Raw genomic sequence first — 20429 nt, forward strand, 5'->3', positions numbered from 1 at the left:
TGCATCCTAGCTAGCCGGGCATGTACGATTTCCGACCCGCAGACGGCACGCCGAAGCCCGATCTCTATCGCGACCTGCTCGCGGCTGCCGATGCGTTGACCGCCGATGAGGCGGACGGCGTCGCGAACATGGCCAATATCGCGGCGCTAATGTGGGAATTTCTGCCGGATGTGAACTGGACCGGCTTCTATCGCACCGATCCGAACTCGCCCGACGGCGAGCTGGTCCTCGGCCCGTTTGCCGGACGGCCCGCCTGTATCCGGATCCCGAAGGGCAAGGGCGTCTGCGGCGCGGCGGCTGAAAGCGCGGAGACTCAGCTTGTCCCCGACGTGCACGCGTTTCCGGGCCATATCGCCTGCGATTCGGAAACCGCTTCGGAACTGGTCGTACCGGTAATGCGCGACGACAAAGTGATCGCGGTTATCGATCTCGACAGCCCGAGCAGGGCGCGGTTCGACGAACAGGATCGTGACGGGATCGAGGCGCTCGCCCAAATGCTGGCTTCGCGGATTTGATTCGTACTTTCAGCGCGATCCGCCCCAAAGGGGGACAGCGCATCTCTGCCGGTTTTACGCACCTTCGACGATGGTGATATCATATGGATTTAACGCCGCATTAAACGGCGCAGACTCGCTTTAGCGAGAGGGAGATGATGATGTCCGTACGAACATTCGCCGCCGCACTCGCCACCGGAGCGGGTTTGCTTGCGAGCGCTGCGGGCGCGCAGACGATCTACTATGAAGACGGCGATTATCTCTACGCCGTGCCAGCGGAAACCGTTGCTACGCAGACGGTCGAACCGCAGGCGGACGGCCCAATCGTTCTACCGCCGCAGGACGTTACGCAGCCGGTCTTCGAGTATAATCCGGTTGTCCAGCCGGTCGATGGGACTGTTGTCGAGGCCGCTGCACCGCGTGGCGGCGTCCGCTCGATTCCTGCTCGCCAGGCGGGCGAGAGCTATCGCGAAACGTCGCAAATCGGCACACCCTATGCGGGCGCACCTGCTCCGGCTCAAAATTATCCGGTCTATCGCGGCGCTTACGCTTTTCAGGACGCGCCGCAATCGGGCTATCTTCCCGGGGGCGGACAATTGGTCAGTTTCGATCGCGAAGCGTGGCTCGCCGAATGTCGGGCGCGCGTCGGAACTTACGAGGAAAGCGATCGTGCACGCCTCATCGGGACCGTCGTGGGCGCGGCGGCAGGAGGCCTTATCGGCAATCGCGTTGCGGGAAGCGGGAATCGGCTTGGCGGCACCGTGATCGGTGCGGGGACCGGCGCGGTAGCCGGATCGGTCGTCGGCGATGCGATCGACGATCGTGAGGATGCGCGGCGCTATCGGGAAGGCTACGGCGAAGATGGCGGCTATTGCGCCGCCTATCTGGACGATTACCTCGCCCGCGCCAGTCAGACGGCGGGCACTGCCACCACGACCGTACCGGGCCAGCAATATTTCCTCGTACCGGTAACGGTCGAAGTGGCGCAGCAGCCTGTCTATGTCGACTGACTTGCCGCCAAGCGCCTGAAAAGTCAGATTTCTCCGCCGGTCAGGCGCTGGCAGACGAGATCGAGCTGGTCGAGTGTGCGGTAGCGGATGCTCACCGTGCCTTTGCCCGGCTCGTCTGGCTTGATACGGACCTGCAGGCCCAGAAACTCCTCCAGATGCGTCTGCACCGCTTCCAAATCGGCATCGACGGGCGATGAGCCGCTGGTACCGGGCTTGCGCTTCGGCTTCGCGGGCGCCTCGCCGCGGGCCATCCGCTCCACTTCCCGCACCGACAGATCCTGCCGCACCGCCTGCTCCGCGAGTCTAAGCGCCTGTTCGTTGCCGATCAGGGCACGTGCGTGGCCCATGGAGAGCTTGCCGACCTCGACCAAGTCGAGAACCTGCGAGGGAAGCGCCAGCAGGCGCATGGTGTTCGCCACATGGCTGCGCGATTTTTCGACCAACGCCGCGATCTCGGCCTGCGTCATGCCCTCGCCTTCCGAGAGGCGGCTGTAGGCGCGCGCTTCCTCGACGGCGTTGAGATCTTCGCGTTGGAGATTTTCGATCAGCGCCAGAGCCGTGATTTCACGCGGATCCAGCTCGCGCACGATGGCGGGAATATCGTGCAGGCGCGCCTTTTGCGCGGCACGCCAGCGTCGCTCGCCCGCAACAAGGCGGTAACGATTGTTACTTTCTGGCGTGACGATGATGGGCTGAATGACCCCGCGCGCGGCGATCGATGCAGCGAGTTCGGCGAGTGCGTCCTCATCGAAATGTGTGCGAGGCTGATTTGCTAGCGGCGAGATCGCCGAGATCGGGATGGAGCGCAGACCTTCGCGCGATTCGCCCGGAGCGGCATCTGCTTCGCTAGAGGTCGGTGTAGCATTCGAACTGCGCGCGGGCGCCGCGACCGGCTCCTCGCGGCGAGTCTCGCCCATCAAGGCGCCCAACCCGCGGCCAAGCTTCCGCTTGCGGATTGCGGCAGGCGATCCGGGCCGCTGATCGTCCTCGTTCCCGGCACTCATGCGGCTTTCCTTTCCTGCGGCAGGCGGCCGATCAATTCTCGCGCCAGAGCGATATAGGCGCGGCTGCCGGGGCATGCATGGTCGTAGATCAACGCCGGCAGGCCATGGCTGGGCGCTTCCGAGAGGCGAACATTGCGCGGGATGACCGCTTCGAAAACGAGGTTTCCGAGGCAATCGCGCACATCGTCCGCAACTTGGTCCGTCAGGCGATTTCGGCGGTCGAACATCGTAAGGACCACGCCGATGATGCCGAGATCGGGATTAAAACGCTCCTGCACCCGTTCGACGGTCTGAAGTAGCTGGCTGAGCCCTTCGAGAGCGAAGAATTCGCACTGGAGCGGTACCAGCAGCGTATCCGCCGCGCCAAGCGCGTTGAGCGTCAGAAGGCCCAGCGAAGGCGGGCAGTCGATGAAACAGATATCGTAGCCGTTCCGTTCCGACAGCGCCTGACCTAGGCGAGCGGTGCGATCGTCCACGCCCACAAGCTCGACTTCCGCGCCCGACAGATCCTGCGTGGCGGGTACGATATCGAGGCCGGGAACATCCGTCCCCTGCGCGGCCTGGGCGAGCGTCGCTTCCTGCAAGAGCAAATCATAGCTCGAAAATTCGCGTGCATTGGAGGCGATGCCCAGCCCGGTCGAAGCGTTTCCCTGCGGATCGAGATCGACGAGCAGAGTTTTCCAGCCGGTCGCGGCCATCGCAGTGGCGATGTTGATCGCGGTAGTCGTCTTGCCGACACCGCCCTTTTGATTGGCGATCGCGATTGTGATCATGGCCGTGCCTCTATCTGTCCGGATCCCACGATAATGCCCGCCTCACCGTCCGTCTTGGAATGTTCCACGTGGAACAGCGCATTTCGCTTTTTCGGAAGCGCATCGACTTCCTGCGCCGCCGACCGCCCCTTGGGCAAGATCCAGCGCGTTCCCTTTGTGGAGAAGCGTGCGGATAAGTCCAGCAGCTTCGGCAACGGGGCAAAGGCGCGCGCCGTGATAACATCGGCTTCGAAGCTCTCGACCTGCTCGAGGCGCGTTCCATGCAGCGTGCAATTGGAGAGACCGATAGTCTCGATGGCTTCAGCAAGCCATTCGACACGCCGCTTGCGCGATTCGACCAGATGAAAGCGGTGTTCCGGACGCGCTATCGCGAGCGCGAGACCGGGAAATCCGGCACCGGTGCCGAGATCCAGCCAGAGGGGCGTTTCATGCGAAACGTAATCCATCAGCTGGATCGAATCCGCAATGTGGCGCAGCCACACCTCGTCGAGGCTGCGTGCAGCCACCAAGTTCTGCCGCTCATTTTCCTCACGCAGCATCGCAATCAAATGCTCGAATCGATCGAGCACGCTCGCGTCGCAACGTGCGGCAACGAAGGCTCGCGCTTCTTCCTCTGTCGCGATCATGCTGCCTGGCTCTCGCGCCTGCGCGCCTGGACCAGCAGCGCAGCCAGCGCGGCGGGCGTGATACCCGGTACACGCGCCGCCGCAGCCAGTGTGTCGGGCCGCGCACGAGTAAGCCGCTCGATCATCTCGTTCGAGAGGCCGGCGACATCCGCATACGGAAATTCCGGTGCCAACGGGACATGATCATTGGCTCGCAAGTCGCGCAATTCCGCTTCCTGCCGCGCCAGATAGGGCGCGTAGGCGGCATCTTCGGTCGCTTCGGTCACGACCGGATCGGACCAGTCCCAGTCCTCGGGCATAAAAGATGACAGGTCATCCGCTTCGACCGATTGGTGCTGGAGCCACTCCGCAAATGTCCGCGGTGCGCCGGTTGGCTCGACCGAAATACCCGCCTCAGCAAGCTCCTTGGGAGCCAAGGAAGTCTCCAGCGTCGATCGGGCCTGTTCGAGACGCCGCTGCCGCTGCGCGAACCATGCTGCGCGCTCCTCGCCGACGCAGCCGATCGCTTGACCAAGCGGGGTGAGGCGCGTGTCCGCATTCGCGGCACGCAGACGCAATCGGTACTCTGCGCGCGATGTGAGCATCCGATAAGGCTCGCTCACACCATGAAGAGTCAGATCGTCGACCATGACTGCGATGTAGGAGTTCGCTCGATTGAGCGCAGGCGCTTCGCGGTCCAGACAGTCTGCAGCTGCGTTCATCCCAGCCACAAGGCCCTGCGCCGCCGCCTCTTCATATCCGGTGGTGCCATTGATCTGGCCCGCACAATAGAGGCCCGGGATCGCGCGGACCTGCAAATCGCGGGTCAAAGCACGCGGATCGATGTGGTCATATTCCACGGCGTAACCGGGGACGACCATCTCAACGCGTTGCAGCCCCTCCATGCTACGCAGCATGGCCAATTGAACGTCTTCGGGCAGCGATGTGCTGATCCCGTTTGGATAGATCAGATGGGTCCCCAAACCTTCCGGCTCGAGAAACACCTGATGGCCGTCACGATCGCCGAAGCGGTGAATCTTGTCTTCGATCGACGGACAATAGCGCGGCCCCTGCCCCGCAATCGCTCCGCTGAACAAGGGCGAGCGGTCCAGATTGGCCCGGATAATGTCGTGGCTCGATCGATTGGTCCGCGTAATCGCGCAGAAGATTTGCGGATTAATTCGCCCGCTGGAGAGAGAAGACATCGTCCAAGCTTCCCCATCCGAAGGTTGTTCTTCCAACCGCGCCCAATCGATCGTTCTTCCATCCAGGCGCGGGGGCGTCCCCGTCTTGAGGCGCGCCATCGGCAAGTCCGCGCCGCGCAATTGATCGGCCAGGCGATGGGCGGCATTTTCCCCGACGCGACCACCCTCTTGGCGAACCTCTCCGCGATAGAGAATGCCTCCCAGGAAGGTCCCGGTACACAGAATGACCTTCTGTGCTTCCATGGACATTCCATCGGCGAGATCGACGCCCACCACGCGTTCGCCAACGAAGCGGAGTGCAGCGACTTCCCCTGCCACGATCTCGAGCGTCGAAAGCGTGGCTAGCTGCGCCTGCACCGAACGCTTGAACAGATGGCGATCGGCCTGAACGCGCGGCCCCCAAACGGCACTGCCCTTTGAGCGATTGAGCATGCGATAATGGATCGCGCCGGCATCCGCCGCGCGGCCGATCACGCCGTCCAGCGCGTCGACCTCGCGCACGAGGTGGCCCTTGCCCAGTCCGCCGATCGCCGGATTGCAGCTCATCGCGCCGACCGTTTGAGGATCGAAGGTGACGAGCGCGACCCGCAATCCCATGCGCGCGCCTACCGCTGCGGCCTCTACGCCCGCATGCCCTCCACCGACGACGATGATATCGAATTGCGCCATGGGCCGCGCATTAGAGCCCCTCACGCGCAGGGTCAAAGCCGTTCGCGGCCTTGACGTTTCACGTGGAACATCATTTGCCGATGCAAAAACGCCCGAACAAGGCGTCAAGCATATCTTCGGTCGATGCACGTCCAAGCAAGGCGTCAAAGGCGCGCCGGGCGAGGCGCAATTCCTCACCCATGGCGAGAAAGTCCTGCCCTTGCTCAATTGCGGCAAGAGCATCGGTGGCCTCACTTATCGCCGCGCATTGCCGGGCATTCAGAGCCGCCTCGCCCGGCTTCGGAAGAATCGACCGCGCTCTCCGAGCGATGTCAGTCTCAAGCTCGCCCAAACCCGAACCGGTAACGACAGAAACCACATGCTGCGCCGCCTGCTTGGTCTCGAAATCCTCCGCATCCGCACGCGCCGCCACTTCGATAGCGCCTTCTGGCCCTTCCCCTTCCGGTCCGAGCCACAGGACGAGATCCGCACGCTCGAGCTGGGCCCCGGCTCTCTCGATACCGATCCGTTCGATCGCATCCGTGCTGTCGTCGCGCAGCCCGGCCGTGTCCACCAATACGAGAGGCACGCCATCGAGCGCAACAGGACGCTCGATGGCATCCCGTGTGGTGCCCGCGACAGGCGAGATGATTGCCGCCGCATCCCGAAGCAAAGCATTAAAAAGGCTCGACTTTCCGCTATTCGGCGGTCCTGCGAGAACCACGCGCACGCCTTCGCGCAAGCGCTCGACCGGGGGCCGTGACAGCCATTCGGTCATCTCCGCTCGTAATGCCGCAATCTCGTCGAAGATTTCGCCGGGCAGCTCCTCGACATCGTCCTCGTCGGAGAAATCGAGCACTGCCTCGACCTGCGCACCGAGTGTCAGCACCCGATCCCGCCAATTTTCCGCCTGGCGCGAAATCGCGCCGCCGAGCGCGCGCGTTGCCGCCTGACGCTGCAATTCGGTTTCGGCTGAAAGCAGATCGCCGAGCCCTTCGGCTTCCGCCAGGTCGAGCACACCATTGGCAAAAGCGCGGCGGGTGAATTCTCCCGCCTCGGCACGGCGCAGCCCGGAAACATTCGAAAGCCTATTCTCGATAGCCGCAATCACGGCGCGCCCACCATGACAGTGGAGTTCTACCAGATCCTCTCCCGTCGCAGTGCGGGGGCCGGGAAACCACAGAACCAGGGCACGATCGAGCACCCTGCCCTCTTCGTCTCGCAAGGTTCGCAGCGAAGCGCGCCGCGGATCGGGCAACTCGCCCGCCAGCATACTCAACGCCGCGCCCGCATCCGGCCCGCTGATCCGGATCACGGCAATCGCGCAGGGCGGCGCGCCGCTAGACAGGGCGAAAATCGTGTCGGGCATCGCAACCGCTTCAGTATTATGGTGTGCGCTCAGCCCGTCTTGCTATCGTCCGGCTTCGTCGAGCCGGGAGCGCGATTGGCCTGCGCCCCTTCCATGAAACTCTGGAACAGCTTGAAGCCGGCCTGGCCCATGGGCGCCAATTGGCGGGCATATTCCTGAAGCTTTTCGGTGTCGGAAACGCCGGTCATCGCCTTCGACATCATGTCGACATAGACGGCATTCGCCTTGCCCACGTCGGGCAGACCCATGAAGCTCCGGGCCTCTTCAGGCGTGCAATCGATTTCGACATGGACCTTCATCGCGCTTCCTCCGTTGGCATCACATGGCCTATTTGGGTCGCAAGCCGGCGGTGCGCAAGCCGCGTACCGGAGTTTCGGCCTTCAACCTTGCGGGAGATACCACACGATGAGCGAGAATATCAGCATTTCGACCCTGTCCGGCGACGGAGACTTCAAAGCCTATGTCGCGCGCCCGGCGGATGAGCCGAAAGCGGCAATCGTCGTCATTCAGGAAATCTTCGGTGTGAATGCCGGGATTCGCCGCAAATGCGACAAGCTGGCCGAACAGGGATATCTCGCCGTGGCGCCGGACCTGTTCTGGCGGATGCAGCCTGGCATCGAGCTCGATCCCGATATCGAGCCCGAAATGCAGGAGGCGCTCGACTGGATGGGCAAGTTCGACCAGGACGAAGGCGTTCGCGACATCGAAGCCACGATCAAATGGGCGCGCGAGGAAACCGGCGGCAAGAAGGTCGGCGCGGTCGGATACTGTCTCGGCGGACGGCTAGCCTATATGACGGCCGCGCGCACCGATTCCGATGCGACGGTGGGCTATTACGCGGTCGGCGTCGATGAATTGCTGCGCGAGAAGGACGCGATCGCCAATCCGCTGATTCTGCACATCCCGACCGAAGACGGCTTCGTCGACAAGGAAACGCAGAAGAAAATGCACGAAGGGCTCGATTCCCACCCCAAGGTGACGCTCTACGATTACGAAGGGATGGATCACGGTTTCGCGACCGAGTTCGGCCAGCGCCGTAACGAGGAGAATGCCGACCTTGCCGACAAGCGGACGGCGGAATTCTTCGAGAAACATCTCGGCGGGAAATAACCTAAGTCGATGCGCGATCTGGCGCATGACTGCGCCATAGCCGACGGTGCCGGGGCTCCACTGGGTCTCGGCACTGTCGGTGGACGTACGGCGCCTGACGATGCAAGGCTAGCATCGGCGCAGATGCACGTTTTCGGAGACGCAGAATGTCGGCAGTACAGGGTTTGGAGCGGTGGCATCGGGCGATGGCGGACGGAAACGATGCCGCCAGCCTCGGCCCGATGATCGCCGAGGATGCGGTGTTCCATTCGCCGGTCGTCCATACGCCGCAAAAGGGCCGTCCGATCGTGACCGCCTATCTCGCCGCCGCCGGGCAGACGCTCGCCAATGACAGCTTTCGCTATGTCCGCGAGCTGGTGGATGGCGACACCGCGATGCTCGAATTCGAGACCGAGATGGAGGGCATCCACGTCAACGGTGTCGATATCATCCGCTTCGATGCGGACGGCGCGATCCTGGATTTCAAAGTGATGGTGCGGCCCCTGAAGGCCGTGAACAAGGTCTGGGAAATGATGGCCGCACAGCTCGAGCGTGACCGCGCCAGCTGATCAGGCGGCCTTTCGCTGCGCTCCGAAACGTTCGATCTCGGCGCGCATTTCGTTGGGCAGATCCGCATGATAGATCGCCGCGAGTTCATCTTCGGCGCCCAGCCCCGCGCGGCGCATCTTCCACTTCGGGAACAGACGATCCTCGCGCTGGGCGCGATGCAGGATACGAACCGAATGGTGGCGATAATCCCCGCTCAACACGTTAAGCAGAGACTCGAGCGCCATCGCCGACCCTTCGATATATTGCAGGAATTCGCGACCGTCATAAATCAGGAATCCGGTCACTTGGCGTTGAGGATTGTTGCGGGCCGATTCCTCGATGATCGCAAACACATCGCCGCTGTCGACATGCGTTGAAGCGACGCTCGAATACAAAAGGCTGGAAATCATCCTCGACCCACCTCGTTACCCGTCCAAGCCGTTCATGGCCCGGAATGGTAACGAAGCGCTTAAGCGTGTCGTCTGACGACGACTTGCTAACCTATTGATTCATCGTCGCGAAGAAGTCTTCATTGGTCTTGGAATCCTTCATCTTGTCGAGGAGGAATTCCATCGCGTCGATCGTGCCCATCTGCATGAGAATGCGGCGCAGCACCCACATCTTCGACAGCTTGTCCTTCTCGACCAGCAGCTCTTCCTTGCGCGTGCCGGACTTGCCGACATCCAGGGCCGGGAAGATGCGCTTGTCGGCCACCTTGCGGTCGAGCACGATTTCGCTGTTGCCGGTGCCCTTGAACTCTTCGAAAATCACTTCGTCCATGCGGCTGCCGGTATCGATCAGCGCGGTGGCGATGATGGAGAGCGAGCCGCCCTCCTCGATATTGCGCGCCGCGCCGAAGAAGCGCTTGGGCCGCTGGAGCGCGTTGGCATCGACACCGCCCGTCAGCACCTTGCCGGAACTGGGCACGACAGTGTTGTAGGCGCGGCCGAGGCGCGTGATCGAATCCAGGAGGATCACGACGTCGTGCTTGTGCTCGACCAGGCGCTTGGCCTTTTCGATTACCATTTCGGCGACCTGGACGTGGCGATTGGCAGGCTCGTCGAAGGTGGAGGAAATCACCTCGCCCTTCACCGAACGCTGCATGTCGGTGACTTCCTCGGGCCGCTCGTCGACGAGCAGGACGAGGAGGAAAACCTCGGGGTGATTGTCCGTGATCGCTTTGGCGATGTTCTGGAGCAGCACCGTCTTACCCGTACGCGGCGGCGCGACGATCAGCGCGCGCTGGCCCTTGCCCTGCGGGCTGACGATATCGATCACCCGCGCGCTCTTGTCCTTCACCGTCGGATCGAGCGTATCGAGCGACAGCTTCTGTTCGGGATAAAGGGGCGTCAGATTGTCGAAATTGGTGCGCATCCGCACCGCGTCGGGCTCGTCGAAATTGACCTTGTAGAGCGTGGTCAGCGCGAAATAGCGTTCGCCTTCCTTGGGCGCGCGGATTTCGCCTTCGACCGTGTCCCCGGTCCGGAGGCCCCATTTGCGGACCTGATTGGGCGAGACGTAGATATCGTCCGGCCCGGCAAGGTAATTGGCTTCGGGGCTGCGCAGGAAGCCGAAGCCGTCCTGCATCACCTCGATGGTGCCGATCCCCATGATCTTTTCTTCGTATTCCTCGTCCTCGGCCAGTTCGCGCAGGATGCAGAACATGAGGTCCTGCCGCCGCATCGTGCTCGCGCCCTCGACGCCGAGTTCTTCGGCCATCGACACGAGGTCGGCCGGGGTTTTTTCTTTCAAGTCCTTGAGATGCATTAGTTTTCTCGAATTATAAAAAGTCTTGGAATGGCCCGGGAGGTCGTGAGTCCGCAGTTTGGATCGCGAACAGGCTTGGGGAAAGCAGACCCGGCCGGCGCGATCGTATCGCGCAAGCCTCAGCCGAAAGGAGACATCGGATTACGGGCGGCTCAACCGCCCGTCAATCGGGAACAGAGAAATCAGAACGGTTTGACGATCACCAGCACCACGATCAGCGCCAGAAGGATCGCAGGCACTTCGCCGAACAGCTTCAGCTGCTTCTCGCTCAAGGGCCGTGCGCCCCCGATCATCTTCTTCGCCTGGACGACCATATACATGTGATAGCCCGTCATCAGCAGCACCAGCAGCAGCTTGGCGTGGAACCACCCTTGCGAAAACGCGCCGATCGTCCCGGCCAGCGCGAAACCGAGCACCCAGACCACAATCAGGCTCGGCGTCAGGATGATATGACGCAATTTGCCGATCCGGTCCTTCCACACCGCGGTTTCGGGCGCATCCGCATCGTAGGGATACAGATACAGCATCTGGCGCGGAAGGATGAACAGGCCCGCCATCCAGAACACCATGAAAATGATATGGCCGGCCTTGAGCCAGAGATAGGTCATGGAAAACACATCCTGCATCGCCAGCCCATCTAGGACCGTGCCGGGCCCGCGCCAAGGGTGAGTTTGGCGATCAACCGCGAATGGCCGCAAGCAGACGTTCGACATGCTCTATCGGCGTGCGGCGATCTATCCCGTGGCCGAGATTGAACACGTGCGGCCGATCGCCCAGCGCATCGAGGATGAATCGGGCGCGCTTTTCGAGATCGTCGCTTCCCGCCAGCAGCAGGAGCGGATCGAGATTGCCCTGCACCGGCATCCCTTCGGGCAGAGCGCGCGCCGCCCAGACGGGATCGAGCGTTTCGTCGAGGCCGACCGCATCGACGCCGGTTTCGCGCGCATATCCGGGCAGTTTCTCGCCCGCGCCCTTGGGGAAACCGATCACCGGCGTATCGGGATGCGACTGCTTCAGCGCCGCCACGATCGCCGCGTTAGGCGCGATCACCTGTTTTTCGAACTGGTCGGGCGCCAGGCTTCCCGCCCAGCTGTCGAAGATCTGCACCGCTTCGGCACCGGCATCGATCTGGCCGCGCAGATACGTCACGGTCTGATCGACGATCCGTTCGAGAATCGCCTTGAGGCGCGCAGGATCGCGATAAGCCAGCGCGCGGGCATCGTGCTGGTCCCGGCTGCCCTCGCCCGCGATCATGTAGGTCGCGACCGTCCAGGGCGATCCGGCAAAGCCCAGCATGGTGGTTTCCGGCCCCAGTCTCGCCCGGCAGCGGCGCACCGTCTCGTAGATCGGCTCGTAGCGTTCTGGATGGGGCTCCAGAGCGTCGAGAGAGGTCTCCAGAAGCGTTGGCGAGAGTTTGGGCCCCTCACCTGCCAGAAACTCCAGATGCTGCCCCAGAGCGTGCGGAACGATCAGGATGTCGGAAAACAGGATCGCTCCGTCGAACCCGAAGCGTTCGATCGGTTGCAAGGTCACTTCGCAGGCCGCTTCGCTATCGTAGGCGAGTTCGAGGAAGCCGCCCTTCTCAGCGCGCAGTTCGCGATATTCGGGCAGGTAGCGCCCCGCCTGGCGCATGAGCCAGACGGGCGCACGGGGCCCGCGTTTTCCGTTCAGAGTATCGAGCAGGAGACCGGGCATCGGGTAGGTCCAATCCAATAATACAATATTATTATAGAGTCTGATGGAGTCTGTTGGCCCTGTGGAAAGCGGGCATATCCCGCCCCTGCCCGATTTCTCCCGCTCATGCCAGAGCGAGGCGGCGTGCGACTCGTGGTCGGATTTGAGTCAAACGCGAACTCTCCCCGCTATCCCCAGCCTGTCGACATCCCTGCTTGCCTGTCGGCAAGTGACGGGGCGGATCGGCCGGTAGCGGGGAGCGAATCCCCTCCCCAACTTGTCGCCAGCTTCGTCCCGTGGTTTATGCCGGGGTTCTCCACAGGGCGGCAGAGACGAAACCGACACCAAACAGGGGCGACAAGGCAGTGAACCGCATCCATCTCCATCTCGTTTCGGACTCCACGGGAGAGACGCTGGAGATGATCGCCAAGGCCGCGCTCGCCCAGTTTGAGGACGCCGATGTGGTCCGCCATTTCTGGCCAATGGTCCGCTCGCGCCAGCATCTCGACCGGATCGTGCCCGATCTCTCCGCCGATCCGGGCCTCGTCCTTTACACGCTCGTCAATCCCGAAACCAGAGAACGGCTGGAGGAACGGTGCCGCACGCTGGGGCTTTCGGCGGTGCCGGTGCTGGATGGCGTGACTGCTGCGTTGGAATCGGCGCTGGGTCAGGAAGCGCGCGGCAAGCCCGGCCGCCAGCACCTGATGGACAAGGCCTATTTCGACCGGGTCGAAGCGATCCAGTTCACGATCGCGCATGATGACGGAGTCGGCTGGGAGGATTGGGAAGAGGCCGATATCGTGCTGGCGGGCGTTTCGCGCAGCTCCAAGACGCCGACCAGCATCTATCTCGCCAATCGCGGCTACAAGGTGGCGAATATCCCGCTGGTCGTGGAAAGCCCGCCCCCGTCCTCGCTGTTCCAGTTGAAGAAGCCTCTCGTCGTCGGTCTGACCAGCGCGCCGGAACGCCTGGTGCAGATCCGGCGCAACCGGCTGCTCAGCCTCAACGAAGGCACCACGACCGATTATGTCGATCACGAGCGGGTGAAGGAGGAAATCCTGTTCGCGCGGCGCATGTTCGCGGACAAGGGCTGGCCGATCATCGACGTGACGCGCCGCTCGATCGAGGAAACGGCGGCGGCGGTCATCAAGCTGCTGGGCGAACGCAGCCGACGGGCTGACGATGGGCAATTCGAAGGGTTGAAGCCGATATGAGCGATTCGATGGTCTCCGGTCGCGGGATGGTTTCACGTGAAACAATCGTGCTCGCCTCGAACAGCGCCTCGCGCAAGGCGATGCTGAGCGCTGCGGCAGTCGAATTCGACGCGATAGCGGCGGATGTGGATGAGCGGGCGCTGGAAGCCGAGATGGACAATGCCGAACCCCCCGAAATTGCGCAGGCTCTGGCCGCGGCGAAGGCAGCGGCGGTTTCGGCCCTGCATCCCGATCGGCTGGTGCTGGGAAGCGATTCGCTGGTCGAGGTGGACGGACGGCGATTCGACAAGCCGACAAGCCGCGAGCAGGCCGAAGATCATCTGCGCTTCTTTTCCGGCAGAGCGATGACCTTGCACAGCGCCGCCGCGCTCGCCCGCGAAGGTCGGATCGTGTGGATCGGCAGCGATTTCGCGCGGCTGGCGGTCCGCGATCTCTCCGATGACTTCATCGCCGCCTATCTCGACCTCGAATGGCCCGCCGTGTCGCACTGTGTCGGCGTATTCCGGATCGAGGGGCCGGGCGTCCATCTGTTCGAACGGATCATGGGGGATCAGTTCACGATCCTCGGCATGCCGCTCCTGCCGGTGCTGGACGCGCTGCGCGTAGAAGGCGCGCTGACCGCATGAGCGTTCCTTACGCAGAAGTGATCGGCGATCCGATCGCCCAATCCAAATCGCCCGCCATCCACGGCTTCTGGCTGAAAAAGCTCGGTATCGAAGCGGACTACCGTGCCACATGTGTCAACGCCGCAGGGCTCGAAGCCTATCTGGCGGAACGGCGCGCCGACCGAGATTGGCGCGGCTGCAACGTGACCATGCCTCACAAGCAGGCAGTACAGCCCTATCTCGATACGGTGGCGGAACCTGCCGCCGCTATCGGCGCGGCGAACACGATCCACTCGACCGAGACGACGCTTACCGGCCACAATACCGACGCTGCCGGGTTCCTCGAGCCGCTGCGGCCCATGCTGAACCGCCAGCATTATTTCCGCATGGCGCGCATTCTGGGCACGGGCGGCGCGGCGCGCGCGATCGTGGCGGCGCTGGCGGGGGAAGGGTTCACTCTCGTCCTCGCCGGGCGCAATCCCGACAAGGCGCGCGCTCTGCTGGACGAGCTGGCCCCCGAATGCGAACACCACGCCGTCGACCTCGCTCACTTCGCGCAAGCTACTGCTTTTGCCTTCGACGATCGCGAGGGCTGCCTCGATCTGATCGTCAATGCCAGCCCGCTGGGTATGCGCGGCCAGCCGCCACTTCTTTTCGACTGGAGCCATGCCCCACCCGGCTCGATCGCCTACGACATCGTCACCGATCCGGTCGAAACCGAGTTTCTGGCGAACGCCCGCGCAGCCGGGTTCAAAACGATCGACGGGCTTTCCATGCTGATCGGCCAGGCGGCGGCGGCGTTCGCGCTGTTTTTCGGCCAGCCCGCGCCGCGCGAGCACGATGCCGAATTGCGGGACCTGCTGACGCGATGACTAGACCGCTCATCGTCGGGCTCACCGGGTCGATCGGGATGGGCAAGTCCACCGTCGCGGCGATGTTCGCAGGCGCGGGCGTGCCCGTGTTCGACGCCGATCACGAAGTGCGCGCGATGCAGGGGCCCGGCGGTGCGCTGGTGCCCACGATCGAGGCGGCCTTTCCCGGCAGCACCGGGCCAGAGGGCGTGTTGCGGGAAAAGCTCGGCGCGCTGGTGTTCGGCGACAAGCACGCCCTCGCCCGGCTTGAAGCCATCGTCCATCCCGCCGTGGCGGAGCGGCGGGCATCGTTCCTCGAGCGGCATGCGGAAGCACCACTGGTCGTGTTCGACATCCCGCTCCTGTTCGAAAAGGGCGGTGCGGACGCAGTGGACCGGGTTGTGGTGGTGTCCGCTCCCGCAGCGGTCCAGCGTGAACGCGTGCTGGCACGAGCCGGAATGACCGAAGCGAAATTCGCCGACATCCTCGCTTTGCAGACTCCCGACGCTGAAAAGCGCGCCCGTGCCGATCACATCGTCGATACCGGTGTGTCGATCGAGGAGACCGAGGCGGAGGTGCTGGCCCTGATCGAGCGCCTGAAGGCGATATCCGACCCCTTGTAATCCGGTCCGCCCCGTCCGATAGGTATCGCAATGCGCGAAATCGTCTTCGACACCGAAACCACCGGCCTCGACCCCAAGACGGGGGATCGCATGGTGGAAATCGGGTGCGTCGAGATCGTCAATCTCATGCCCACGGGCCGCACCTTCCACGCCTATTACAATCCCGAACGGGACATGCCTGCAGGGGCCGAAGCGGTCCACGGCCTGTCCGCCGCCTTCCTGTCGGACAAGCCGCTGTTCAAGGACGGAGCCAAGGGTCTGCTCGACTTTATCGGCGAAGATCCGTTGGTGGCGCACAATGCGGGCTTCGATTTCGGGTTTCTCAACGCCGAACTGGAATTGTGCGGGCTGGCGGCGGTCTGCACCAGCCGGATGGTCGATACCGTGGCGCTGGCGCGCAAGCGGCATCCGGGGGCGAAGCTCTCGCTCGATGCGCTGTGTAGCCGCTACGGGATCGATCGCAGCCACCGGGTCAAGCACGGCGCGCTGCTCGATGCGGAATTGCTGGCGCAGGTCTATGTCGAATTGCGCGGCGGGCGGCAGATCGGGCTGGAACTGGCGGCGGATGCGGCGCCCGCACAGGGGCGCGACGAGCTCATGCCCGCCTCGATCCAGCTGCGCACGGCTTCCGTCGGCGCGCGCCGCGAACCGCGCCCCCACGCTCCATCCGCCGCCGAACTGGCGCGCCATGCCGAATTCGTCGGGCGGATGCAGGCACCATTGTGGTTGAAGTGATTTAGGGAATGCCGGTGCGCTTCGGGACGGCGGAGCGCGGCGGACGAGCCAGGCCGGGATCGGCATCGACGACGTTAAACAAGGAGAACGATTTTTATGGATATCCGCGTCTCGGGCCATCAGATCGACACCGGCGCCGCCTTGCAGGACTATGTGTCCGACAAGCTGCAGGCCATGGTGGAAAAATACTTCAGCCGTGCGCTCAGCTCGCACGTCACCTTCGGCAAGGCCGGGTCCGGCGCTTATTCCAGCGACATCGTCACGCACGTCAACAAGGGCCTGATCCTCAAGAGCCATGGCGAAGCGCATGACGTTCACCAGAGCTTCGATCAGGCGCTGAGCAAGATCGAAAAGCAGCTGCGCCGCTACAAGCGCCGCGTACAGGACCGCCACAGCCAGGCCGCCCACGCGCTGGCGGAGGAAGAGGCCGCGTACACGATCTTCGCCGCGCCCGAGCCCGAACAGGCCGAAGAGCGCGAGGAAGATAGCGCGCCCCCCATCGTGGCGGAAACCACCGCCGACATTCCCGAAGCCACCGTGGCCGACGCAGTCATGATGCTCGACCTGCGCGATACCAGCGCGCTGTTCTTCAAGAATGCGGGCTCCGGGCGGCACAACATGGTCTATCGCCGCCGCGACGGGACGATCGGCTGGGTCGAACCGCGCCGCGCCGACTGACGCGCCGATTGATGCGCAGAGCGGCTTGCACCCGGTAGGCGATCCGGGGCACGGGGAGAGGGAAATGGACGAGACTGCACCGCCCTCCCCCGCTCCGCCAACCGCTGCAGGCGCCGAATCGCATTACCGCGCGCTCGAACGCCTCTACGCTTCGGCCCCCGTCAACGCCCTGTTCGCCTCGGAACTGACGATCGAAGGCGAAGGGCGCGCCCGGATCGGGTTCGACATCACGCAAGACGTTTTCCATGCTGCGGGCGCAGCGCATGGGACGATCTATTTCAAAATGCTCGACGATGCGGCCTTTTATGCAGCCAACACGCTGGCGACCGATCGATTCCTGCTGACGACCTCGTTCAACTTGCATTTCACCAAGCCCGTGCGTGGCGGGCGCGTGGTGGCAGAGGGGCGCTGGGTCAGCGGGCGCCGGCGCGTGTTCGTCGCCGAATCGCGTCTGGTCGATGCGGAAGGCGAGGAAGTGGGGCGCGGTACGGGCACTTTCATGCGCTCGCGCATCGCGCTGTCCGGCCTGCCCGGCTATTCGCAGTGATCCGATGAGCGATAATCGCCTGCCCACCCATCTCGAAATCGCGGGTATGATCCGGTCGGTCCAGGCGGCCGGGGGCTTTGCGACCGTGCTTCACAAGGGCGAGCGGGACGCGGGCTCGATTTGCGTGATTGCGACGCATAATGGCCACAATTCAACGCTTTGGGAGCGTATGCCGCAGCTCGATGGCTCAAGGAAATTCGTGGCGACGAAATTACAAGATACTGAAAATAAAACTGATTTCGAAGAATATCTGGCGCGGCGCCTCCGCCAGGATCCCGATTCCTGGCAGATCGAACTGGATATCGAAAACGCCGAACGCTTCATCGCTGTTTGAGCACCATATCGAACGCACGGGTTGACTCGGTTTCGAATGTGACTAGTTGGCCGCCGACTTCGCTTGCGTAGGCGGCTGTTGGACATGGGGTTCGGTAGCTAGCACGCAGTCGGGGAATGGCCGGCAGGCCCGTTACGGATCGCTCAACGACGCTATCAAGGCGCGAAAGATCCCAGCCTGCGACAGGTATTCACCGCCGAATGTATCGGTTTCATGTTCAAACGATCGCTTACCGCGGGTGCGGGTATCACTGCCGCCGCCCTTCTTACTTTTGCCGGGATACAAAGTTCCGGTGCCGTTGCGCAGGAATCGGATTCCGCCCCGGCGATCACTCTCGAAAACCCGGACGTGACGGACGAGATCGTCCCCGCAACCGCCCCGGTCTTCATCGAGAAGGAAGTGGCCCAGCCCCTTCCCGAACAGCCGGCGGACGCCGTGCTCGAACTTTCCTCCGACGACGATGCCCCCCGCGCCGCTAGCTTGCGCGAACTCGTCGCCGCAACTCCCACCGACGGCGCGCTTTCCGAAGAGCTGCAATGCCTTGCCGGTGCGGTCTATTTCGAATCGCGCGGCGAACCGCTCGACGGCCAGCTCGCCGTGGCCAAGGTTATCATCAATCGAGCCGAATCGGGCCAGTTTCCCGAAAGCTACTGCTCGGTCGTGCACCAGCGCTCGCAATTCTCCTTCGTGAAGAACGGCCGCATGCCGCAGCCGCGTACGTCCAGCGCCGCCTGGACCCGCGCCAAGGCCATCGCCCGGATCGCGCATCGCGACCTGTGGGATAGCGAAGCCGACGACGCGCTCTATTTCCACGCCAAATACGTCCGCCCCAGCTGGAGCCGGACCAAAGTGGCGCGGGCCACGATCGATTCGCATATTTTCTACAGGTGACCCTCAAGCCCCGGGCGCGAGCCGTTCGGCTCGCTTGGCTACGGCCTAACGGTCGGCACGCGGTCGCTGATGCGACCGACCGCAATCAGTGTTCGTCTTGGAATTCCACCCAGACGGGCGTGTGATCGCTCGATTTCTCGCGCCCGCGATATTCCTTGTCGATACCCGCCGCCGTCATTCTGTCGGCGAGTTCGGGCGACAGGAGCAGGTGATCGATCCGGAACCCGTGGTCGCGTTGCCAGGCGCCTGCCTGATAGTCCCAGAAGGTCCATACGCCGCCGCGCGGGTTGAGTGTGTCGATCGCGTCGGTCCACCCGTCCGCCAGCATACGGGCGTAGGCGTTGCGCGATTCGGGCTGCATCAGCGCATCGCTCGCCATGGCCTTGGGCGACCAGACATCCTTGTCCTCGGGAATGACATTGTAATCGCCGACCAGCGCGGTGGGAATTTCCTGTCTCCAGAGCGAGGCGGCATGCGTTCTCAGCCGCTCCATCCAGCGCAATTTGTAATCGAATTTGGGGCCGGGAAGCGGATTGCCGTTGGGCAGGTAGATGCAGCCCACGCGGACTCCATTTACCTCGGCTTCGAGATACCGGGCGTGATCGTCCTCGGCATCTTCGGGGAAGAGTTCGGGCAGGCCGCGCCGGGTCTCAACCGGCTTTACTCCATCGGCCAGGATCGCCACGCCATTGAAGCTTTTCTGCCCGTGCCAGATCGCGTGATAGCCGATCTCTTCAAATTCGGCTGCCGGGAAGCCTTCGTCCTGCGTCTTGATCTCCTGCAGGCAGGCGACCGTGGGCCGCGTCTCCGCGAGCCATTCCTTGAGACGCGGCAGTCGCGCCTTGATCCCGTTGATGTTGAAGCTGGCAATGCGCATCGGGACCGTCTGCCCGAAACCGGCCTACGCGTCTAATTCAAATGCCGAAGCTGGTCCCGCAACCACAGCCGGCAGCCGCTTGCGGATTTTCGACGCGGAACGCCGCCCCACCCAACGATTCGACGAAATCCACCGTGCTGCCTGCAACGAGGTCGAGGCTGACCGGATCGACGATCAACCGCACGTCGCCCGTTTCGCTGACGCTGTCATCGCTCTCGGCTTCGGGGGCGAGGCCGAACTTGTACTGGAAGCCAGAACACCCCCCGCCTTCCACGGAAAGGCGCAGGATCGCGGGCGCGCCCTGCTTGGCGGCGATGGCCGCGACGCGGTCGGCGGCAGCTTGGGTCAGGGAGAGCGGTTCGGACATAGTCCCGATGTAGGGAGCCGAAGCCCTCCCCTCAAGCGCATCTCAGGCGGTCTGGATATATTGCCGCATCTGCGCCGCTTCGTGTTCGACCTGATCTATCTTCGATTTGACCAGATCGCCGATGGAAATGAAGCCGCACAGGGTTTCTCCGTCGAGGACGGGAAGATGCCTGATACGCCGCCTGGTCATCAGCGAAAGCGCTTCGTCCACATCCGTGGCGCGCTCGACCGTGATGGCGGGCGCGGTCATGGCTTCGCGCACCGGCCGGTCGAGCGCGGCGGCACCTTCCTTGGCGAGGCAATACAAGACGTCGCGTTCCGAGAAAATGCCCGCGACCCGGCCTTCCTCCATCACCGGCAGAGCCCCGATGCGCCGGTCCGCCAACAGCGCGACTACATCGCGCATGGGCCTGTCCACCGTGCAGCTCACGATTTCCGAACTCGCCCGTCCCTCGATCAAATTCGCGATATTCATTGCCGCTCTCCTCACCCGCTTCGGGCGTGAGAATGCCACGATTGTC

26 protein-coding genes are annotated in these 20429 nt (G+C 63.2%); 13 read left to right on the plus strand and 13 right to left on the minus strand.

Features of this window, described 5'->3' with window-relative positions:
- The first annotated feature begins 20 nt into the window (after positions 1-20).
- Together A3736_RS15760 and A3736_RS15765 are read left to right on the plus strand one after the other, a co-directional pair.
- Complete coding sequence (locus tag A3736_RS15760; protein ID WP_067684884.1) at positions 21-515, plus strand: GAF domain-containing protein; 495 nt, start codon at positions 21-23, stop codon at positions 513-515.
- Positions 516-649: 134 nt separating this feature from the next.
- Positions 650-1504 (plus strand): glycine zipper 2TM domain-containing protein, encoded by an 855-nt coding sequence (locus A3736_RS15765; RefSeq protein ID WP_067684885.1) that lies wholly within the window; start codon positions 650-652, stop codon positions 1502-1504.
- A 23-nt stretch (positions 1505-1527) separates the two neighbouring features.
- Here A3736_RS15765 and A3736_RS15770 read toward each other — a convergent pair whose 3' ends face one another.
- The 6 genes from A3736_RS15770 to A3736_RS15795 all read right to left on the minus strand — a co-directional run bounded on the left by A3736_RS15770 (position 1528) and on the right by A3736_RS15795 (position 7407).
- The gene (locus A3736_RS15770; protein ID WP_067684886.1) at positions 1528-2508 is read right to left on the minus strand and encodes a ParB/RepB/Spo0J family partition protein; all 981 of its coding nucleotides are present in this window, start codon (positions 2506-2508) and stop codon (positions 1528-1530) included.
- The gene (locus A3736_RS15775) at positions 2505-3281 is read right to left on the minus strand and encodes a ParA family protein (RefSeq protein ID WP_067684889.1); all 777 of its coding nucleotides are present in this window, start codon (positions 3279-3281) and stop codon (positions 2505-2507) included. Before A3736_RS15775 ends, A3736_RS15770 begins: the two co-directional genes overlap by 4 nt.
- Positions 3278-3907 (minus strand): 16S rRNA (guanine(527)-N(7))-methyltransferase RsmG, encoded by a 630-nt coding sequence (rsmG, locus tag A3736_RS15780; protein ID WP_067684891.1) that lies wholly within the window; start codon positions 3905-3907, stop codon positions 3278-3280. The genes A3736_RS15775 and rsmG overlap by 4 nt, the downstream gene beginning before the upstream one ends.
- Positions 3904-5760, minus strand: coding sequence for a tRNA uridine-5-carboxymethylaminomethyl(34) synthesis enzyme MnmG (gene mnmG, locus A3736_RS15785; protein ID WP_067684893.1), 1857 nt, complete (start codon positions 5758-5760; stop codon positions 3904-3906). Before mnmG ends, rsmG begins: the two co-directional genes overlap by 4 nt.
- Before the next feature lie 70 nt (positions 5761-5830).
- Positions 5831-7108 (minus strand): tRNA uridine-5-carboxymethylaminomethyl(34) synthesis GTPase MnmE, encoded by a 1278-nt coding sequence (mnmE, locus tag A3736_RS15790; protein ID WP_067684895.1) that lies wholly within the window; start codon positions 7106-7108, stop codon positions 5831-5833.
- 29 nt (positions 7109-7137) lie between these two features.
- Positions 7138-7407: a DUF6489 family protein gene (locus A3736_RS15795; protein WP_067684897.1), complete on the minus strand. Its 270-nt coding sequence runs from the start codon at positions 7405-7407 to the stop codon at positions 7138-7140.
- Positions 7408-7513: 106 nt separating this feature from the next.
- Between A3736_RS15795 and A3736_RS15800 the strand changes: the two genes are divergently transcribed.
- Together A3736_RS15800 and A3736_RS15805 are read left to right on the plus strand one after the other, a co-directional pair.
- Positions 7514-8218 (plus strand): dienelactone hydrolase family protein, encoded by a 705-nt coding sequence (locus A3736_RS15800; RefSeq protein ID WP_067684899.1) that lies wholly within the window; start codon positions 7514-7516, stop codon positions 8216-8218.
- A 146-nt stretch (positions 8219-8364) separates the two neighbouring features.
- Complete coding sequence (locus A3736_RS15805; RefSeq protein WP_067684901.1) at positions 8365-8766, plus strand: nuclear transport factor 2 family protein; 402 nt, start codon at positions 8365-8367, stop codon at positions 8764-8766.
- On the opposite strand, the gene A3736_RS15810 is transcribed toward A3736_RS15805, so the two are convergent.
- The 4 genes from A3736_RS15810 to hemE form a co-directional block, all read right to left on the minus strand.
- Positions 8767-9156, minus strand: a complete 390-nt coding sequence (locus tag A3736_RS15810; RefSeq protein ID WP_067684903.1) for a BLUF domain-containing protein — start codon at positions 9154-9156, stop codon at positions 8767-8769. It lies immediately after the preceding gene.
- A gap of 91 nt (positions 9157-9247) precedes the next feature.
- On the minus strand, positions 9248-10513 hold the full coding sequence (gene rho, locus A3736_RS15815; protein WP_067684904.1) for a transcription termination factor Rho: 1266 nt from the start codon (positions 10511-10513) through the stop codon (positions 9248-9250).
- A gap of 182 nt (positions 10514-10695) precedes the next feature.
- Positions 10696-11139, minus strand: coding sequence for a CopD family protein (locus A3736_RS15820; protein WP_067684906.1), 444 nt, complete (start codon positions 11137-11139; stop codon positions 10696-10698).
- A 52-nt stretch (positions 11140-11191) separates the two neighbouring features.
- Positions 11192-12208, minus strand: coding sequence for a uroporphyrinogen decarboxylase (gene hemE, locus A3736_RS15825; protein ID WP_067684910.1), 1017 nt, complete (start codon positions 12206-12208; stop codon positions 11192-11194).
- A gap of 344 nt (positions 12209-12552) precedes the next feature.
- On the opposite strand from hemE, the gene A3736_RS15830 reads away from it, so the two are divergent.
- From A3736_RS15830 to A3736_RS15870, 9 genes are all read left to right on the plus strand, one after another.
- A complete protein-coding gene (locus tag A3736_RS15830) occupies positions 12553-13401 on the plus strand; it encodes a pyruvate, water dikinase regulatory protein (protein ID WP_067684912.1) in 849 nt (282 codons plus the stop codon).
- The gene (locus A3736_RS15835; RefSeq protein ID WP_233999451.1) at positions 13398-14027 is read left to right on the plus strand and encodes a nucleoside triphosphate pyrophosphatase; all 630 of its coding nucleotides are present in this window, start codon (positions 13398-13400) and stop codon (positions 14025-14027) included. The genes A3736_RS15830 and A3736_RS15835 overlap by 4 nt, the downstream gene beginning before the upstream one ends.
- A complete protein-coding gene (locus tag A3736_RS15840; RefSeq protein ID WP_067684915.1) occupies positions 14024-14878 on the plus strand; it encodes a shikimate dehydrogenase in 855 nt (284 codons plus the stop codon). The genes A3736_RS15835 and A3736_RS15840 overlap by 4 nt, the downstream gene beginning before the upstream one ends.
- On the plus strand, positions 14875-15480 hold the full coding sequence (gene coaE / locus A3736_RS15845) for a dephospho-CoA kinase (RefSeq protein ID WP_067684918.1): 606 nt from the start codon (positions 14875-14877) through the stop codon (positions 15478-15480). Before A3736_RS15840 ends, coaE begins: the two co-directional genes overlap by 4 nt.
- A 30-nt stretch (positions 15481-15510) precedes the next feature.
- Positions 15511-16215, plus strand: a complete 705-nt coding sequence (dnaQ, locus tag A3736_RS15850; RefSeq protein ID WP_067684920.1) for a DNA polymerase III subunit epsilon — start codon at positions 15511-15513, stop codon at positions 16213-16215.
- A gap of 96 nt (positions 16216-16311) precedes the next feature.
- On the plus strand, positions 16312-16893 hold the full coding sequence (gene hpf / locus A3736_RS15855) for a ribosome hibernation-promoting factor, HPF/YfiA family (protein WP_067684922.1): 582 nt from the start codon (positions 16312-16314) through the stop codon (positions 16891-16893).
- Between the two features lie 64 nt (positions 16894-16957).
- Positions 16958-17440, plus strand: coding sequence for a PaaI family thioesterase (locus tag A3736_RS15860; RefSeq protein ID WP_067684924.1), 483 nt, complete (start codon positions 16958-16960; stop codon positions 17438-17440).
- 4 nt (positions 17441-17444) lie between these two features.
- Positions 17445-17774, plus strand: a complete 330-nt coding sequence (locus A3736_RS15865) for a DUF1491 family protein (RefSeq protein WP_067684927.1) — start codon at positions 17445-17447, stop codon at positions 17772-17774.
- A gap of 213 nt (positions 17775-17987) precedes the next feature.
- Positions 17988-18665, plus strand: coding sequence for a cell wall hydrolase (locus A3736_RS15870; protein ID WP_067684929.1), 678 nt, complete (start codon positions 17988-17990; stop codon positions 18663-18665).
- Between the two features lie 85 nt (positions 18666-18750).
- Here A3736_RS15870 and xth read toward each other — a convergent pair whose 3' ends face one another.
- From xth to A3736_RS15885, 3 genes are read right to left on the minus strand one after another with little or no spacing between them, the layout of a single operon-like run.
- A complete protein-coding gene (xth, locus tag A3736_RS15875; RefSeq protein WP_067684932.1) occupies positions 18751-19542 on the minus strand; it encodes an exodeoxyribonuclease III in 792 nt (263 codons plus the stop codon).
- Positions 19543-19579: 37 nt separating this feature from the next.
- Positions 19580-19909, minus strand: a complete 330-nt coding sequence (locus A3736_RS15880) for an iron-sulfur cluster assembly accessory protein (protein WP_067684934.1) — start codon at positions 19907-19909, stop codon at positions 19580-19582.
- 42 nt (positions 19910-19951) lie between these two features.
- The gene (locus A3736_RS15885) at positions 19952-20383 is read right to left on the minus strand and encodes a CBS domain-containing protein (RefSeq protein ID WP_067684936.1); all 432 of its coding nucleotides are present in this window, start codon (positions 20381-20383) and stop codon (positions 19952-19954) included.
- Positions 20384-20429 lie beyond the last annotated feature (46 nt).

Origin of the sequence: Erythrobacter sp. HI0063, assembly GCF_001635685.1 — a bacterium.
Classification (GTDB): Bacteria; Pseudomonadota; Alphaproteobacteria; order Sphingomonadales; family Sphingomonadaceae; genus Qipengyuania.

Coding starts and splice junctions, on each gene's coding strand:
- A3736_RS15760 (WP_067684884.1), top strand. CDS start 21: ATGTACGATTTCCGACCCGCAGACGGCACGCCGAAGCCCGATCTCTAT.
- A3736_RS15765 (WP_067684885.1), top strand. CDS start 650: ATGATGATGTCCGTACGAACATTCGCCGCCGCACTCGCCACCGGAGCG.
- A3736_RS15770 (WP_067684886.1), bottom strand. CDS start 2,508: ATGAGTGCCGGGAACGAGGACGATCAGCGGCCCGGATCGCCTGCCGCA.
- A3736_RS15775 (WP_067684889.1), bottom strand. CDS start 3,281: ATGATCACAATCGCGATCGCCAATCAAAAGGGCGGTGTCGGCAAGACG.
- rsmG (WP_067684891.1), bottom strand. CDS start 3,907: ATGATCGCGACAGAGGAAGAAGCGCGAGCCTTCGTTGCCGCACGTTGC.
- mnmG (WP_067684893.1), bottom strand. CDS start 5,760: ATGGCGCAATTCGATATCATCGTCGTCGGTGGAGGGCATGCGGGCGTA.
- mnmE (WP_067684895.1), bottom strand. CDS start 7,108: ATGCCCGACACGATTTTCGCCCTGTCTAGCGGCGCGCCGCCCTGCGCG.
- A3736_RS15795 (WP_067684897.1), bottom strand. CDS start 7,407: ATGAAGGTCCATGTCGAAATCGATTGCACGCCTGAAGAGGCCCGGAGC.
- A3736_RS15800 (WP_067684899.1), top strand. CDS start 7,514: ATGAGCGAGAATATCAGCATTTCGACCCTGTCCGGCGACGGAGACTTC.
- A3736_RS15805 (WP_067684901.1), top strand. CDS start 8,365: ATGTCGGCAGTACAGGGTTTGGAGCGGTGGCATCGGGCGATGGCGGAC.
- A3736_RS15810 (WP_067684903.1), bottom strand. CDS start 9,156: ATGATTTCCAGCCTTTTGTATTCGAGCGTCGCTTCAACGCATGTCGAC.
- rho (WP_067684904.1), bottom strand. CDS start 10,513: ATGCATCTCAAGGACTTGAAAGAAAAAACCCCGGCCGACCTCGTGTCG.
- A3736_RS15820 (WP_067684906.1), bottom strand. CDS start 11,139: ATGCAGGATGTGTTTTCCATGACCTATCTCTGGCTCAAGGCCGGCCAT.
- hemE (WP_067684910.1), bottom strand. CDS start 12,208: ATGCCCGGTCTCCTGCTCGATACTCTGAACGGAAAACGCGGGCCCCGT.
- A3736_RS15835 (WP_233999451.1), top strand. CDS start 13,398: ATGAGCGATTCGATGGTCTCCGGTCGCGGGATGGTTTCACGTGAAACA.
- A3736_RS15840 (WP_067684915.1), top strand. CDS start 14,024: ATGAGCGTTCCTTACGCAGAAGTGATCGGCGATCCGATCGCCCAATCC.
- coaE (WP_067684918.1), top strand. CDS start 14,875: ATGACTAGACCGCTCATCGTCGGGCTCACCGGGTCGATCGGGATGGGC.
- dnaQ (WP_067684920.1), top strand. CDS start 15,511: ATGCGCGAAATCGTCTTCGACACCGAAACCACCGGCCTCGACCCCAAG.
- hpf (WP_067684922.1), top strand. CDS start 16,312: ATGGATATCCGCGTCTCGGGCCATCAGATCGACACCGGCGCCGCCTTG.
- A3736_RS15860 (WP_067684924.1), top strand. CDS start 16,958: ATGGACGAGACTGCACCGCCCTCCCCCGCTCCGCCAACCGCTGCAGGC.
- A3736_RS15865 (WP_067684927.1), top strand. CDS start 17,445: ATGAGCGATAATCGCCTGCCCACCCATCTCGAAATCGCGGGTATGATC.
- A3736_RS15870 (WP_067684929.1), top strand. CDS start 17,988: ATGTTCAAACGATCGCTTACCGCGGGTGCGGGTATCACTGCCGCCGCC.
- xth (WP_067684932.1), bottom strand. CDS start 19,542: ATGCGCATTGCCAGCTTCAACATCAACGGGATCAAGGCGCGACTGCCG.
- A3736_RS15880 (WP_067684934.1), bottom strand. CDS start 19,909: ATGTCCGAACCGCTCTCCCTGACCCAAGCTGCCGCCGACCGCGTCGCG.
- A3736_RS15885 (WP_067684936.1), bottom strand. CDS start 20,383: ATGAATATCGCGAATTTGATCGAGGGACGGGCGAGTTCGGAAATCGTG.